Raw genomic sequence first — 15,134 nt, 5'->3', positions numbered from 1 at the left:
CTTATTGAATCAGGCGGAAACCGATCGTTTCCGCCACAAAGGACGGGTATATGTGGCAACAAGGATTTGTATTAGCGATTTTGCTCGGCATCATTACTTGCCTGCTCGTTACCCGTATTAAGCCAAGCTTTATCTTTGCTGGCGCGGCGTTTATTGCTTTTATGGGTGGGATGATCGACCTATCGAGCATAGCCAACAATTTCACTAATTCCTCATTACTGACCCTAATTCTCCTGATCTTGGCATCAAGTGCGCTGGAAAAAACTCGCTTAATCAGTTGGGTTAGCCGCAATATTTCTGAAGGCTGCTTGGGCACAGTGGTGGCAAAGTTGGGTATTTCCACAGCCTTGCTTTCTTCTTTTACCAATAACACGGCAGTGGTGGTTTCTTTGATCGGTGCGATCAAACGTAACCAACAACACGCGCCATCCAAACTCCTTATTCCATTGTCATATGCCGCTATTCTTGGTGGAACACTGACATTGATCGGCACCTCAACCAATTTGATCATCAATAGCTTTGTTGAAGATGCAGGATTGCCGAGTCTTAACTTTTTTACGCCAACTCTGATCGGTTTAGCGGTATTAGCGGGTGGGGTGTTGATCCTTATTCCTCTGAGTTACTTCCTACCAAACTACGATGATGGATCGCAAGATGATCTGCCTTACTTCTTGGAGGCTAGAGTAGAGCCGGGCTCTCCGTTGGTTGGTCGCAGTGTGAGTGAGAATAACCTAAGAGCACTGCGAAAGTTGTTCTTAGCGGAAGTGATTCGTGACGGTAAAACCACAGCCTCGATTGACCCTGATTTTGTATTGCAGGCTCGTGATCGACTGCTGTTTTGTGGTGATGTAGAGAGTGTCGCGACGCTGCAAGAAATCCAAGGGCTAACTCTGTTTGGTCAACATCACCTCAACGGTCAGAGCTTTGTTGAAGTAGTGGTGAGCTCATCGGCAAGCTTTTGTAATAAAACACTGAAAACCAGTCAGTTCCGAGACCGCTTTGATGCGGTGGTGGTGGCGATTCGTCGCGGTCATGAACGCCTTGAAGGTGGCTTGGGTAACATCACGCTGACGGCAGGCGATACCTTGATTCTGGTGCCAGGCAAACGCTTTGAAGAGCAGCGACAACAACACAACAAAGAGTTTGTGTTGATGAATGATTTGGATTCAAGTGCCAAGCTTGATGCTGATAAATCGGCGCTTGTACTACTTGGTTTCACTAGTGTGATTGGTTTAGCACTGCTTGATATGGTGCCGATAATTAAAGGCTTAGCTGGGTTTTTATTATTGCTGGTGGCATTTGGCATTGTGCAGCTGAGTGAGCTTCGCCGCCGCTTTCCTGTTGATATTGTTGTGATTGTGGGCTCTGCGCTCTCTATTGCTCAGCTGATGATTTCATCGGGTTTGTCGGAACGTATGGGGCAGATGTTCATTGAGGCATTTAATGGCTGGGGCGTATTTGGTGCCTTGGTCGCGACTTATCTGATGACTCTGATTTTGACAGAGTTAGTTACCAATAACGCCGCTGCGGCACTTTCGTTCCCGATCGGCTACAGCATGGCGGTAGGCTATGGCGTTGACCCAATGCCATTCATCATGGCGGTATTGTTTGGTGCGAGTGCCAGCTTCATTTCGCCATACGGCTACCAGACTAACTTACTTGTTTATAGCGTAGGTAATTATCACCTCACAGATTATCTGCGCATCGGTATCCCAATCTCGATTGTTTACTCGGGCTTGGTATTGACCCTAATTCCTTACTTTTTCCCATTTTAATGCTGTTTATTTAAAGGACTATTTATGACCGCAGTACTCAAACACAAAGATGAGAATGTTGTGTGGCATCAACACTCGATTGATAAAGCATTCCGCGCGGATCTGAAATCACAAAAGCCTGCTGTGCTTTGGTTCACTGGGCTGTCTGGTTCTGGTAAGTCGACAGTGGCAGGTGCGCTAGAGAATCGTTTGGCGCAACTGGGTTACCATACCTATTTGCTGGATGGTGACAATGTTCGTCATGGTTTGTGTAGTGACCTTGGCTTTTCTGAGCAAGACCGCCGAGAGAATATTCGTCGTATTGGTGAGTTAGCTAAATTGATGGCTGATGCTGGTTTGATTGTACTATCTGCATTTATTTCTCCTCACCAAGCGGAAAGACAACTAGTACGCGACTTACTGCCTGAAGGAGAGTTTCTTGAAGTGTTTGTGAATACGCCATTAGAGGTTTGCGAACAACGCGACCCTAAAGGTTTGTATAAGAAAGCACGTGCGGGAGAGATTCCTAATTTCACGGGAATTAGCTCGACTTACGAAGCGCCACAAAACCCTGAGATTGATCTACCTGCAGGAGAGAAGACGATCGATGAATTGGTCGAGTTGTGCATTGATGCGTTAGAGAAGCGTAACATTTTAGCCAATTGAGATCGTTGGTATGATTAAGGCTGCGCATGGGCATGTTCGCTAAAAGCAATGCAGCCTTAATCTACCGAGACAAGAAACCTACCCTCTAGATTATCTTTGTTTCTCTCAATACTCTTCACTTTTTACACCGTCTATTTCCTAGACTCTATTATCTAGACGGTGTAGTTCACACTGCTTTTCACCTCGGTTTGAACCGTGAACTTCTGACTCAGTAGGGCAACCAATTGGTCGTAATAAGGCATGTTAGGTTTATTGCCTAGTAGCGCACACAGTTCATTGCCTGTAGGGCTAAACCGGTAGTACACCAACTTAACGCCTTTTGATAGCGGCGCTAATGACATACTTTTGCCTTGGTACGTCAGATGTAATGCTGGGTCGAAGTCGATCTCTCCAGACTCTAATTCCGTGCCTAGAATAATGCCAAGTTCAATCAGGTGGAGAAGGCTAGAGTAGGGAAGGTTATGCCCACCAAGGTTAATGGTGTTGGTGGTGTCTCTTTTACCAAAACTAAATAGCCCTGCGTGAGATTTAAAACCAAGCAACAGCTTTTTACTGTTGTCGCTGCCAAAGCTACAACCCAGTGAAGCGGCTCTTTGTAAGGTCAGAGCTTCCTTTGGTGTCATATCTTTTAGGATTTGCAGCGCCTTCATCGACGTAGAACCTGGGTTAGTGACCTCTCGTTTCAGTACCTGAGCCCAAAGCCTTTGCATCGACGTATTGTGGATCTCTTGTGCCATATCGAAAAAGCGATATAACCAGTCCTGATCCGGGTCGCCAGCCGCCTCATCTTTACATGAAGAATGTGCCAGTTTCAGGACTTGCTCTAAGTTCTTCTGGCGCAATTCCTTGCGTTTCTTCTCTCGTAATAACGCTCGCTCGATCAGTGTGCTAGCGGCTTTATCGTTCGCTTTGTTACTTTGACTGATTAAGGAATCTAAACCGAAGCTTTGGGCAATGTGCAGCATTCGACTAGCACTGTCGGCAATATGAGGCTTTTTCTCATGCTTATGCTGTGTATCGCTAGCATGCTCAATGATTACTGGCTGTTTGGTTTCTGACATAAGAGTACCGTTAGGAGACGAATCAATACCAATCGTAGTCATTCATTGCTCGCCCTAGCTTGTTAGAACGCTATTTCTGATTACTTACTGTGATTGGTATAACTGTCTAAAATGTAACTCTTTATCTGATTGGTGGCTATATTTTGCGTGCAGAGTTGAAGACTTCAACAAAATTTTACTTTTGATAATGATAATAAAATGTTAAATTTGTTGTAATTATCAAGGAGGAGTTATGAATCAAGTCAATGATAACAAGCTGAAAAAGCAGCTTGGTATAGGTTTATTACTCGCGACTTATGTGGGTGTGCTAGCTTATTTATCTAATTATATTGCGTAACTTAGAGGAACAATATCGTTATTAAACTGTTATTGAATAATTTTGTTTATTCAGTGACGGCGGCTCATTGCTGAGCCACCCTCCAAACGACTACATGTCGTCGTATTCTTCTATCGCAGTCCCTTCAATCAGATAGCCTGTTTGTGCTAAATCGTGACTGATCGATTCTGTTTTCAGCGTACCTACCAAATAGATAACATCCCATAATTGCTGGATTGGTGCTCCCTTAGGGAACTTAACGTAGATGATTTGGTTTGGTGGCGGTGGTGGCACGTGGATACATGCTCCAAAATATGGCACCAATAGAAACTCAGTGATCATATTCTCATCGCCTTCCAATGGGATCACAAAGCCTGGGATCTTAACCTTACTGCCATTTAGCTCGGGGCGAACTGCGCCTTGAGTCGACTGTTGAGGTTTCTCCATGCTGTTATGGTCAACCATTGGCATGCCAAACGAATCTAGTTTAGCGCGCTCTGATTCTGGAATTAAATCAATCCATTCGAGTGTTAATACTGATTCCTCATTCTGAGGTGCTTCAGCGTGAGCTGTACTCATAAATGGGAACATTAGTAGCCCAAATATCAGTAGGAATTTGCGTTGCATCGTAGTTTCCTATTTAGATTCGAATTGTCATGCCATCAGACAATGACTGACGGTAAGCCCTGAAAGCGGGAATGAAGCCGATAATTATTCCGGCAATTTGCACCAGCATAAGCAATTTCCACTCGTGTGGTGTAATCGCAGATATCGAGATGTTGATACCATAACTTTGTTGCACAATAGGAGCAACTACTGCGATCAGAGCAAACAACACTGCAACGCCCAATGTTATGCCTAAGAAGGTCAGGGCACTGGCTTCACTAATCAATAGACCAAACACATGACGAGGCCTTGCGCCCATCGCACGCAGAATAGCCATCTCTCGACGTCGCTCTTGTAAGCTAGTCAGTAAGCTACTTAGCATCCCCAGTAAACCGGCAACGACAACAAACCCTGAAACAATCAGCAATGCTTGTTCTGCGACGGCCATCATGCCCCATAATTCATGCAGAGCAATGCCCGGCATAATTGCGCTCAATGGCTCTTGACGGTAGTTATTGATTTCTCTTTGCAGTGCGAAGGTTTGAATCTTCGAGTTCAGTCCAAGCATCATCGCTGTGATTTGCTGAGGTTGGAAATCGTAGGTTTTCAAGGTTTCGGCATCTGGGGTGTGGCCTAGGTTGGCACCTGACTCCCAACCAACGTGAATCGCTTCGATTGCTTCTAACGATACATGCACGGTTTTGTCTATTGGCGTTCCTGTTGGTGCGAGTATTCCGACAATCTTGAAGGGCAGGTTATCGTGACGGCTGAACGCCACATCACTGATACCGTGTGCAAGAATGATTTGATCACCAATCTTGTAATCTAACTTTTTCGCGACATCGGCACCAATCACTACATCAAATAGCGCATTAAACTCTTTACCTTGCTGGAAAGTAAGTGGTTGCTTACTTCCATAGCGGTAGTTTTCAAAGTAGCTATGGTTAGTACCCATCACACGGAAGCCTTTATGAGAATCACCCAATGAAATAGGGATCGCCCACTTTACGGCTTTGTGTTGGCTAAATTCTTGATAGCTTTTCCAGTCGATATTGTTGGTCGCATTACCGATTCTAAATACAGAGTAGAGCAGAAGGTTTACCTGACCTGAGCGGCCACCAACGATAAGGTCAGTGCCTGAAATGGTATTAGCAAAGCTGCTCTTGGCTTCGGTTCTAACACGTTCTACACCGAGTAATAGAATAACCGAGACTGCCACAGTAAGGATTGTGAGAATAGCCGTAGCTTTACGGTTGAGTACACTTTTTAGGGCTAAGTGAGTAATTACTTTCATACGACAACCTTAGCTTGGTTAACGGTTTTTAAATCTATGGTTCGAGTGAACAGTTTTTCTAATGTTGGATCATGGCTGACAAATATCAGAGTAGAGCCTGCTTGATTTGCTTGTTCTAGCAACAGTTCGATAAAGGCTTCTCGGTTGTCATGATCGAGTGCCGAGGTAGGTTCATCTGCAATGATGATTTTAGGTTGCCCCATAAGAGCACGGGCAGCGGCAACACGCTGTTGCTGGCCAATACTCAACTCAGTAACAGGTTTGTTCATTAGGGCTTGAGGCAGCTTTAGTCGTAACAATAAATCTTGAGCAGTGGCTTGCAGGCTGTTCTTACTTTCTGTGACTTGCTGCTTACGTGTTTTTGAGAATTGGCAAGGAAGCGTGACGTTATCGATCACTGATAAATAAGGAAGAAGGTTAAAGTGTTGGAAAATATAACCAATATGATCGGCTCTAAACGTGTCTCTTTGGCGAGGTGTTAGCTGAGTCAGATCTTGACCTAAAATAGAGACTTCGCCTTGCTCTGCTTGGTTTATGCCAGTCAGTAACCCTAATAATGTTGACTTGCCACAGCCACTTGGCCCTTTTATGAAGAGGTGCTCTTGGGCTTGGATATGCAGAGAAGGGATTTCTAGAGTTGGGGGTAATTCTGGTTTCCAACGAAAGCTGATATTTTCGAGTTTGACCACAAGTGATGAACTGTCAAAAGACATGCTAGCTCCAATAATTAAAGCGGTGTATCTACTGGTCAGCAGTTAGCAACATAAATTCCCATAGCACACCGATTTGAACAGCCAAGTAAGTAGGCACTTACTTGGCTGTTTGTTTTACGTTTAATCCGATCTAGTAGTGATTAGAATCGGAAACTAATACGCTCTGCGTTAAGTACTTCTTGTACTTGAGCTGTATCTGTTAGTAGGTTCACCGTCATTTTTTCAGTGTTGCTGAACTTAGAGAACCACTGAGTGCTAACTGTGTCTAGCTTAGCTACATCTGAACATTGGTAGTGGTACTCAACAGTGAACTCACCGTGGCCACCTTCAGAGTGGTCATGACCTTCATGATCGTGGTGGTCGTGACCTTCGTGGTCGTCATGATCGTGTTCAGCGTGGTCATGGTCTTTGTGGTCATGATGATCGTGCTCAGCATGGTCATGGCCTTCGTGGTCATGATGATCGTGTTCAGCATGGTCATGACCTTCGTGATCATCATGATCGCCTTCTAACGTGTTTGTCACTGACTTGAACTTCAACGTACAGTTCGCGTTGTTAAAGCTAAATAGCTCGTCTGGCTTGTTAAGTTGTGCAATAGCTTGCTCAAATACTTTCTTTTGCTCTGCTGTTTCTGGAGCGTGCTCAAAGCCAACTACATCTGCACCTGGTGCAGTTACTTCAACAAGCAGTTCTTGTCCGTCTTGAGCGATGTTTACTTCAACATGTCCGTGTTCGTGTGCACCGTGAGAACGGAACTCCTCATTAGCTAGAGCAGTAGTAGAGACAGTCATACCGATAACAACGGCTAAAATAGAAGGTTTCATGTTTTTTTTCCTGAATAAAGGTTAATTAAAAAGTAGTGGTAATTAAGTAATTTTGACAGGAGGAGAGCGCGCCAGATAGGCGAAATAGTGGCGCTGCAGTGAGGCTACTGAGTCTGTGATAACGGCAGTAAACTCTGAATGAAACTCTGGAACTTGTGGTAGCGAGTGCGCAGTAATGAACTGATTTATGGAAAACAGCTCACAGTGATGCGAAGTGTGGTGCTCCGGGTCAATATCCACTATATGTGTCGCTGCTAACACGCTTAGCATGAGCATTAGCCCGAGCAAGAAGCTTGTTTTGCGTTTCACATTGTTGGGTGTGTTTTGCCACATGAGGATGATTGACCACAGAATTAAAAAAGGATACTGTTATAATATAACAATATCCTTTGATAAGGTCTCGAAAAAAGACGCGAATATATGATTAAAGGCTGGCTTTAATCAATTCAATAACTTGCGTTACCTCTGATTCGTTAAGTGCGCCTTCCTTTACAAACAAGATCTTACCTTGTTTGTCTTGCACGATAATCGCTGAGCTCTCTTCTTTTAGAGCCCATGACGAAGCAACGGTGCCACTTTCATCAAGAACCATAGAAGACCATGGAAATTCTTCTTTGCTGCTTTCTGCTGATGATTTTACAAAAGAGCCTGTGCCCCAAATCGCATCATCTTGGTTGATAATGGTCGTAGTTTGGTAGCTGTCTTCTGAAAACTTCGATGCTGTGATAGCTGCCATCAGTGGTGCATTAAGCTCTTTTGAGCTGCTGCGGCCTGCGATAGCTTGAACGACACGAACTTTACCCAGAAGATCCTTGGTTGCCCAAGCTTGATATTCTGTAGCTCCGTCTTTTAGAACGATTTCACCATAGTTACTAACGTCAACGGCAGGAAGAGTTGAACCTACAGATAAGTTATGAGCATTGGCGAAGAGTGGAGAGGCTGCGGCTAATAAAGCCAGTAGAGTTTTGTTTTTCATTATATATTTGTTCCGCTTGTTGGTTTGCATTGAAAGTATAATATGAAATTTGAAAAATGCCTCTTTAACTTTTTTATCGTACGACGTAGAAATAAGTTGCAGGCTTGTTACTAAAGGGTATAATGCAACGATATCAAGATGAACAATAGATTATCTTGCTGCTTGCTAAAGGAATTAGCGATTAAATGTGCTTTGAACTCGCCAGTGTTCAGGTGCGTGACTGTAGTACTCAAATGGAATTGAGGTTTTAATATGTTAAGAAAATTTTCTACTTACCGCCCACATCAGGTGGCGCGTTTCGTTAAAGTCCTATTCAAAGGCCAGTTTGCCATCGAAGGTGTCGGAGAGTTTCGTTTCGACTATGGTAAAGTGCTGCCTCCTGAAGTTTCAGACAAACAAAAGCTCACTATTTTTAGAGAAGTGAACGGCACAATTGCTACTCTGCCGATGTAATTAAGCTTTATTGATTGGTCTTACTTCAAATAGATTAACAATGAAAAGGGCTTCCGAGTGGAAGCCATTTTTAATGGATATCGTTTGAGGTAGAGCAGCCTAACTGCCCTTTATTGTGGAGGGAAACAAACACCGGTTCCGCCCAACCCGCAGTACCCATTAGGGTTCTTAGCCAAGTACTGTTGGTGGTAGGTTTCCGCGAAAAAATATTTCCCTGCAGCCAGAACTTCTGTCGTAATCTCATTGCCTAAAGAGGCAGTAATCGCTCTTTGGTAATTTTGTCGAGATTGTTCAGCAATGGTCTGTTGTTCTTCACTGAAGGTGTAGATAGCAGAACGGTATTGTGTCCCTAAATCATTACCTTGGCGCATGCCCTGAGTTGGGTCGTGGCGTTCCCAGAAGGTCTCAAGTATTTGTGCTAGAGAGGTTTGCTCGCTATCAAAAATGACACGAACGACTTCTGTATGACCAGTTTGTCCGGTACACACTTGTTCATAGGTTGGATTTACTGTGTAACCGCCAGCGTAGCCAACTGATGTAGAGACCACACCGTCTAATTGCCAAAATAGACGTTCAGCTCCCCAGAAACATCCCATGCCTAACAAGACTTCTTGTTGGGATCCCACCGGGGCAGCTAGCAAGTCAGTTTGATTAACGTAATGGCGCTCAGTGATTTGAATTGGAGCTGCATTTCCCGGTAATGCGGTGGCTGAGGAAACCAGTTGTTGTTTGTTTAGCATGTCATATTCCTTTTCGCATACGTGACCACGTTGGCTTTTGTGAACTGTGGGCGCATTAACGCTTGGTTCATATTAAATAAGTCTTTAAATTAGACCGTGTTATTGCAGGATTACTTACAGACTCAATGCCTTTTTAGCGGTATTATTTCTTTTTGATTATTAACGTATTGATAACTTCTTCACCAATTAAGCATGATAAGAAAAACTTTACCAGTTCTGATTGGCACTCTATTGTCATCGGCGCTCGCTTTTGCTGACGTTTCCCTTGAAGTTAAAGGGCTTGATGGGGCGCTTGAAGATAACGTAGATGCTTATCTGAGTGCTGTGCCTGAAGAAGAGTATGCGGTATCACTAAGATTCCAGTCTCGCTTGGAGTCTTTGATTAAAGAAGCCCTCAATGCGTTAGGCTATTACCAACCCACCATTACGTTTTCCCACTCTGAAGATGAAACCGAGCTCACGGTGACGGTTGAACAGGGAGAACCTGTTCGTATCTACACATCAGACATTGTTCTGAGCGGTGAAGCCAAAAATGACTCAGACTTTCTAGCTTTAATAGCCAAGAGCAAGCTATCGAAAGGCACGATTTTGAATCATGGTAATTACGACTCTTTGAAATCATCGATGCGTAATCTCGGATTGGCAAAAGGCTATTTCGATGGCGCGTATGAGGTTAGCAAGTTAGAGGTTGCGTCTGAATTGAATCGTGCTTATGTTCGCCTTCATTACAACAGTGGTATTCGTTACCACTTTGGCAAAACTACAGTGACCGGTAGTCAAATCGAGGATGATAAGGTTCAATCTCTCAAGACCTTTGAAGATGGTGAACCCTATTCGATTACTAAAGTGGGGGAATACAACCAAAACTTGTCCAACACGGATTGGTTCTCCTCGGTTTTTGTTGAGCCTGATTTAAGCCGATTAGGTGAAGGCAGAGAAATTCCGATGAAGGTCAGCCTTGCTCCGCAAGCGCGTAACCAGATTGAAACGGGTATTGGTGTCTCTACCGACCTTGGTGTGAAAGGTACACTCAAATGGAAGAAACCTTGGGTTAACGAGCTTGGCCACAGCTTTAACAGCAGCTTGTCGATCTCCAAGCCTGAGCAGACGATTACCGCGACTTATAAAATCCCATTAGATGATGTGCTTAACGATTATTACCAAGTTAAGTACGGGATGAAGAACCTAGATAATCGCGATACCAAGAGTTTGGAATCAAACTTAGCGCTAGAAAGATATTGGCGTCTCGACAATGGCTGGCAACGCACCGTATTCATTCGATACTTGGTTGAAAACTATGAGCAAGGTTTGCAGGATGATTTAGCGCAATTCGTGTTGCCGGGTATTGCTTTCTCACGAACTCGAACGCGTGGTGGTTCAATGCCGATGTGGGGTGATAAACAAACCATCATGGTTGAAGCGGGTGATGACACCTTACTGTCGGAAACCAAGGTGGTACGCTTTCAAGGACATACGGCATGGATTCGTAGCATTGGTAACAACCACCGTGGTCTAACCCGCCTACAGTTTGGTGGGAACTTTGCTGATGAATTTGAGAAGCTGTCTCCCTCACTAAGATTCTTCGCCGGTGGTGACAACAGTATCCGCGGTTACGGCTATGAATCGATCTCTCCTCGTGATGAAAGTAACGCATTAACCGGTGCTAAGTTCATCGCAACCAGCTCGTTTGAATATCAATACCGTTTAGTTGGAAACTGGTGGGGTGCAGCCTTCTACGATATTGGTGATGCGTTCAATGATAAACCAGAGTGGAAACGTGGTACTGGTGTTGGTGTTCGTTGGGCATCACCCGTTGGACCTGTCAGCCTTGACTTTGCGTGGGGTCTAGATGAGAAGAAAGGTGATGAGTTCCAATTGCACTTTAGTTTAGGACCAGAGTTATGATCAAAGTGATGGGCAAGTGCATAAAATGGACGTCGATTTCATTGACGTCCATTTTGCTGCTGTTAATAGCCCTGTTAGGTTTTGTATTGTTTACAAACCCTGGCTTAAACACTGTGTTGTGGGGCGCTGAAAAAGCTCTGCCACAACTTAAAGTGGGAAGTACAAAAGGTGCTTTATTCCCGAGCTTTACGCTCAATAATGTTCAATTCAAAGATGATAGTCTCCATATCGATACCAAAGTGGAAAAACTGGTATTGGCTATTAATCCTCGTTGTTTGCTCGACCCTAAGTTGTGTGTTGATCGCATTGTAATTCAAGGGCTAGATTTTGCTTTTACGGAGCTTCCTCCAGCCTCTACAGAAGAGACTGAGCCAACGCCACCTATTAAGTCGGTAAAAACGCCAATTCCAATCACCATCAATCGCATCGCTTTATCTGATATTAAGCTGAACATCTTGGGTAATGAGATTGAATGGAGCTTGTTCTCAACGGCTTTGAGTATGCAAGGTGAAAGGCTGACAATATCGCCAACCTTGTTCAATGACCTAAAAGTTAAACTTGCTGAATCAACAGAAGATCCAAAGCCAGAAGTAGTTGAGCCGGAACCTGCGGTGAAAACAGCGATAGAGCTGCCTGAGGTCTGGATCCCATTACAGGTTGTACTAGAACGATTTGATCTCAACCGTTTCACCTTAGAACAAGAGACGCCAATCGTTGTCAATCATCTCGGGCTTGAAGCGAGCGCCGGAAAAAACACCGTCGATGTATCCACTCTTGAGCTCGACATGCCGCAGGCGAGTGCGAATCTTTCTACTAAGGTTGAGCTTAAAGATGGCTATCCTTTAGAGCTTTCATTGGACGCTAAGGTGAAGGAAACCGACCTTGCTGGTCAGAAGTTATCACTGAAAGCACAAGGCAGTGTGGCTAAGCTGCAGCTCGACTCGAAGTTTTCTGACTTGATAAAAGCCAAGCTCTCTGGAGAACTTCAACCTTTAGAGCCTACGCTGCCATTTGATTTACTGCTAGAAGATGGACAAGCGCAATGGCCCCTAATTGGTAAAAGCGATTACCAAGCCGAAATTGAACGCCTTAAAGCCGACGGTTCATTAGATGGTTTTAATGTTCAGCTTAAAGGTAAAGCGGATGGTAAGGAGATTCCTGCACTAGCCATCGACTTACAGGGTAAAGGTACCACTGAACAAATAGAGCTTGAGCGACTGAAATTGAACATCTTGGGCGGTGAGCTCAATGGTTCGGTCAAAGCTAACTGGGCAAAGCTTGTTAATTGGCAAGTGGATGTATCCCTAAAAGACATTCAACCTGCTCTGCAATGGCCTGAAGCGGAAGGTAATATCAGTGGTAGCATAGTAACATCGGGTGAATTGACCGAGGCTGGTGGCTGGGCAATTGAGCTACCTAAGCTTGATATTGAGGGTATCTTGCGTGATTACCCATTGGATATTGAAGGCCAGTTGTCGGCGTCTGATCGAAGCGCAAGTGGTGAGCCTAAGCTGAAAACCAGTGGCTTGATCTTAGCTCACGGTGTGAATTCGATTAAGGCACAGGGACAGCTCGATAAGCAGTGGGATATGGGCGTTGATATTTACTTCCCTGAGCTTGTGAAAAGTGTTCCAGACTTGAAAGGACAAGTGATTGGTAACATCCAACTTAGTGGTCCTACTCAAGAGCCCAAGGTCGATCTAACACTGAACGTGAATAAGGTGGATTGGAATAGCGAAGCAACACTGGAGTCGCTATCTCTTAATGGTTCAGTGGTTCCATTGCCATTACCTGAAGCGCAAGCCGACCTTGTGTTAAAAGCCAAGAACTTGAGTTATCAAGAACAAAATGTAGAAAGTATCGATTTGACGGTAAGTGGCGGTGAGAAAAAGCACACTGTGACGTTAGATGTTATATCCGACATCGTATCGACAAGTTTGGCGATTTCTGGTGGGTTGATTCAAAAGCCTTCTCTTATCTGGAATGGCTCGTTAGACCGAGTGAAAATCACGACTCAGCAAGGCCCTTGGGTGCTTGAACAACCTGTCTCTATTAAGGCCGATGTCGACAAGCAGTTTGCTGATGTTCAAGCGCACTGTTGGAAGCAAGCTAGTTCGAGTGTGTGTCTGGACGAAGACATCCGTGCAGGAAAATCGGGTGAGGTCAAGATCGCAATTAATCAGTTCGACTTCGATCAGATTAAAGCCTTTGTTCCTAAAGAGACTGAACTACAAGGCTTAGTGAATGTTAAAGCTCACGCAAAATGGTCGGAACAAGGTCAGCCAGAAGTCACAGTAAGCCTTGATATGCCAAAAGGTCAGGCTGTACAGCAAGTCGGTGAACCAATCACAATCGGTTGGGAGAGCGTTGCCCTAAACGCTCAACTGAAAGATAACAAGCTAGATGCGGACTTCAAACTGGATGTTTCTGATAACGGTGATCTGTCTGGTACTGTGTCGCTACCTGATATTCTTGCACAAGATCAAATAGTCGATGCTGCGATTAAGTTGACGACTTTCCATTTGGATTTCTTGCAGCCTATTTTAGGTGAATACAGCTTGTTGAAAGCCGACCTTGCGAGTGACTTGCAGGTAAAAGGCTCTTTGATGCATCCCCAAGTGTTCGGGCAATTTTCAGTGGACGGCATTCAAGTTAAAGGCGACGTAACCCCAATTGATGTGAAAGATGGTCGTATTGACCTCGACTTTGATGGCTATAGTGCAAAGCTAGATGCCAATGTAGAAACCCCAGATGGACACCTTGATATTGAAGGCTCTGGTGAGTGGCAAGATCTTCAAGCATGGCATTCGAACGTTAGAGTGTTTGCCGATGAATTGATGGTGGATGTTCCACCTATGGTCAAGGTTAAGGTCGTCCCTGACATGACCATTGATGTTACGCCTGAGCTTGTAAAAATTACCGGTGATATTGCATTACCATGGGGACGCATTGTGGTTGAAGACTTGCCGCCTTCTGCGGTTGGCGTTTCTTCTGATCAAGTTATTTTGAATAAAGATCTGCAACCTGAGGGCGAATCGACCATTCCATTTGATGTCGTGACGAACATTAATATCTCCATTGGTGATGATTTTAAGCTGTCCGCTTTCGGCCTTGAAGGTGATTTGGTCGGTAAACTGAATGTTGCTCAAAAAGACCAAGGCCCTTTTATCACCGGTGAAGTGAACATCGTGGATGGTACTTACCAATCATTCGGACAAGACCTGTTGATCGAAGAGGGCAAGATTCTAATGAACGGTCCGCCGGATCAGCCTTATGTAGCGATCAATGCGATCCGTAATCCTGACAATACTCAAGATGATGTGACGGCGGGTATTCGAGTGACTGGCCCGGCAACAGAGCCTGCTATTGAGATTTATTCAGACCCTGTGATGCCGCAAGCAAATGCACTTTCTTACATCTTGCGTGGTCAAGATATCGATGGCGAGTCGAGCGGCTCCATGACAACCACTTTAATTGGTTTGAGCTTAGCGAAGAGCGGTAAGGTCGTTGGGGAGATAGGTGAGGCCTTTGGTGTACAAGATTTGCAACTGGATACCGCAGGCTCTGGTGACGACTCACAAGTAACGGTAAGTGGTTACATCCTTCCTGGCTTACAGGTTAAGTATGGTGTGGGTATCTTCAACTCGCTTGGTGAGTTTACTGTTCGTTATCGATTGATGCAGGACCTCTACGTTGAAGCCGTTTCTGGTTTAGACAGTGCAGTAGACCTCTTATATCAATTTGAGTTCGAGTAAAGCTATTTGAAGTCACCTAGGTAATACATCAGCCATTCATTACCGTGCTCGTGTGAATGGCGTGTGGAGGA

General features: G+C 44.6%; 13 protein-coding genes. 5 read left to right on the top strand and 8 right to left on the bottom strand.

All coding sequences use genetic code 11. From position 1 onward, the window contains the following. The first annotated feature begins 50 nt into the window (after nucleotides 1-50). Nucleotides 51-1,775 carry an SLC13 family permease gene (locus L1D11_RS16190; RefSeq protein WP_239831804.1) on the top strand — a complete coding sequence of 575 codons (1,725 nt, stop codon included), beginning with the start codon at nucleotides 51-53 and terminating at the stop codon, nucleotides 1,773-1,775. Nucleotides 1,776-1,799: 24 nt separating this feature from the next. Beyond that, nucleotides 1,800-2,420 (top strand): adenylyl-sulfate kinase, encoded by a 621-nt coding sequence (gene cysC / locus L1D11_RS16185; protein ID WP_004738745.1) that lies wholly within the window; start codon nucleotides 1,800-1,802, stop codon nucleotides 2,418-2,420. 152 nt (nucleotides 2,421-2,572) lie between these two features. Here the strand turns inward: cysC and L1D11_RS16180 are convergent, their stop codons facing one another. The 7 genes from L1D11_RS16180 to L1D11_RS16150 form a co-directional block, all read right to left on the bottom strand. After that, entirely contained in the window at nucleotides 2,573-3,481 is a 909-nt protein-coding gene (locus L1D11_RS16180; protein WP_239831816.1) for a TIGR03899 family protein, read from the bottom strand. Between the two features lie 427 nt (nucleotides 3,482-3,908). Further along, nucleotides 3,909-4,424: a DUF3299 domain-containing protein gene (locus L1D11_RS16175; RefSeq protein WP_239831803.1), complete on the bottom strand. Its 516-nt coding sequence runs from the start codon at nucleotides 4,422-4,424 to the stop codon at nucleotides 3,909-3,911. Nucleotides 4,425-4,437: 13 nt separating this feature from the next. Further along, nucleotides 4,438-5,697, bottom strand: coding sequence for an FtsX-like permease family protein (locus tag L1D11_RS16170; RefSeq protein ID WP_239831802.1), 1,260 nt, complete (start codon nucleotides 5,695-5,697; stop codon nucleotides 4,438-4,440). Then, a complete protein-coding gene (locus L1D11_RS16165; RefSeq protein WP_239831801.1) occupies nucleotides 5,694-6,410 on the bottom strand; it encodes an ABC transporter ATP-binding protein in 717 nt (238 codons plus the stop codon). The genes L1D11_RS16170 and L1D11_RS16165 overlap by 4 nt, the downstream gene beginning before the upstream one ends. Before the next feature lie 140 nt (nucleotides 6,411-6,550). After that, nucleotides 6,551-7,234, bottom strand: a complete 684-nt coding sequence (locus L1D11_RS16160) for a DUF2796 domain-containing protein (RefSeq protein WP_239831800.1) — start codon at nucleotides 7,232-7,234, stop codon at nucleotides 6,551-6,553. A 42-nt stretch (nucleotides 7,235-7,276) separates the two neighbouring features. Then, nucleotides 7,277-7,567, bottom strand: coding sequence for a DUF2607 domain-containing protein (locus L1D11_RS16155; RefSeq protein WP_239831799.1), 291 nt, complete (start codon nucleotides 7,565-7,567; stop codon nucleotides 7,277-7,279). 91 nt (nucleotides 7,568-7,658) lie between these two features. Further along, nucleotides 7,659-8,210, bottom strand: coding sequence for a YtfJ family protein (locus L1D11_RS16150; RefSeq protein WP_171368767.1), 552 nt, complete (start codon nucleotides 8,208-8,210; stop codon nucleotides 7,659-7,661). A gap of 252 nt (nucleotides 8,211-8,462) precedes the next feature. On the opposite strand from L1D11_RS16150, the gene L1D11_RS16145 reads away from it, so the two are divergent. Beyond that, complete coding sequence (locus tag L1D11_RS16145; protein WP_239831798.1) at nucleotides 8,463-8,663, top strand: DUF1107 family protein; 201 nt, start codon at nucleotides 8,463-8,465, stop codon at nucleotides 8,661-8,663. A 110-nt stretch (nucleotides 8,664-8,773) separates the two neighbouring features. Here L1D11_RS16145 and msrA read toward each other — a convergent pair whose 3' ends face one another. After that, nucleotides 8,774-9,403 carry a peptide-methionine (S)-S-oxide reductase MsrA gene (gene msrA / locus L1D11_RS16140; RefSeq protein WP_239831797.1) on the bottom strand — a complete coding sequence of 210 codons (630 nt, stop codon included), beginning with the start codon at nucleotides 9,401-9,403 and terminating at the stop codon, nucleotides 8,774-8,776. A 192-nt stretch (nucleotides 9,404-9,595) separates the two neighbouring features. Here msrA and L1D11_RS16135 point away from each other — a divergent pair, with 192 nt between their 5' ends. Both L1D11_RS16135 and L1D11_RS16130 read left to right on the top strand, forming a co-directional pair. Further along, nucleotides 9,596-11,308 carry an autotransporter assembly complex family protein gene (locus L1D11_RS16135; protein WP_239831796.1) on the top strand — a complete coding sequence of 571 codons (1,713 nt, stop codon included), beginning with the start codon at nucleotides 9,596-9,598 and terminating at the stop codon, nucleotides 11,306-11,308. Continuing rightward, entirely contained in the window at nucleotides 11,305-15,063 is a 3,759-nt protein-coding gene (locus tag L1D11_RS16130) for a translocation/assembly module TamB domain-containing protein (protein ID WP_239831795.1), read from the top strand. Before L1D11_RS16135 ends, L1D11_RS16130 begins: the two co-directional genes overlap by 4 nt. The last annotated feature ends 71 nt before the right edge of the window (nucleotides 15,064-15,134 follow it).

This window comes from Vibrio sp. Isolate32 (assembly GCF_022397955.1).
In the GTDB taxonomy this organism is placed as follows: domain Bacteria; phylum Pseudomonadota; class Gammaproteobacteria; order Enterobacterales; family Vibrionaceae; genus Vibrio.
Note: the sequence above shows the minus strand (reverse complement) of the source record. Positions and strands in the feature narration are given on the sequence as shown.

Excerpts from the sequence above, each read along its gene's own strand:
- L1D11_RS16135 (WP_239831796.1), top strand. The coding sequence starts at position 9,596 with ATGATAAGAAAAACTTTACCAGTTCTGATTGGCACTCTATTGTCATCG.
- msrA (WP_239831797.1), bottom strand. The coding sequence starts at position 9,403 with ATGCTAAACAAACAACAACTGGTTTCCTCAGCCACCGCATTACCGGGA.
- L1D11_RS16130 (WP_239831795.1), top strand. The coding sequence starts at position 11,305 with ATGATCAAAGTGATGGGCAAGTGCATAAAATGGACGTCGATTTCATTG.
- L1D11_RS16175 (WP_239831803.1), bottom strand. The coding sequence starts at position 4,424 with ATGCAACGCAAATTCCTACTGATATTTGGGCTACTAATGTTCCCATTT.
- L1D11_RS16180 (WP_239831816.1), bottom strand. The coding sequence starts at position 3,481 with ATGTCAGAAACCAAACAGCCAGTAATCATTGAGCATGCTAGCGATACA.
- L1D11_RS16190 (WP_239831804.1), top strand. The coding sequence starts at position 51 with ATGTGGCAACAAGGATTTGTATTAGCGATTTTGCTCGGCATCATTACT.
- L1D11_RS16160 (WP_239831800.1), bottom strand. The coding sequence starts at position 7,234 with ATGAAACCTTCTATTTTAGCCGTTGTTATCGGTATGACTGTCTCTACT.
- cysC (WP_004738745.1), top strand. The coding sequence starts at position 1,800 with ATGACCGCAGTACTCAAACACAAAGATGAGAATGTTGTGTGGCATCAA.
- L1D11_RS16155 (WP_239831799.1), bottom strand. The coding sequence starts at position 7,567 with ATGTGGCAAAACACACCCAACAATGTGAAACGCAAAACAAGCTTCTTG.
- L1D11_RS16150 (WP_171368767.1), bottom strand. The coding sequence starts at position 8,210 with ATGAAAAACAAAACTCTACTGGCTTTATTAGCCGCAGCCTCTCCACTC.
- L1D11_RS16165 (WP_239831801.1), bottom strand. The coding sequence starts at position 6,410 with ATGTCTTTTGACAGTTCATCACTTGTGGTCAAACTCGAAAATATCAGC.
- L1D11_RS16145 (WP_239831798.1), top strand. The coding sequence starts at position 8,463 with ATGTTAAGAAAATTTTCTACTTACCGCCCACATCAGGTGGCGCGTTTC.
- L1D11_RS16170 (WP_239831802.1), bottom strand. The coding sequence starts at position 5,697 with ATGAAAGTAATTACTCACTTAGCCCTAAAAAGTGTACTCAACCGTAAA.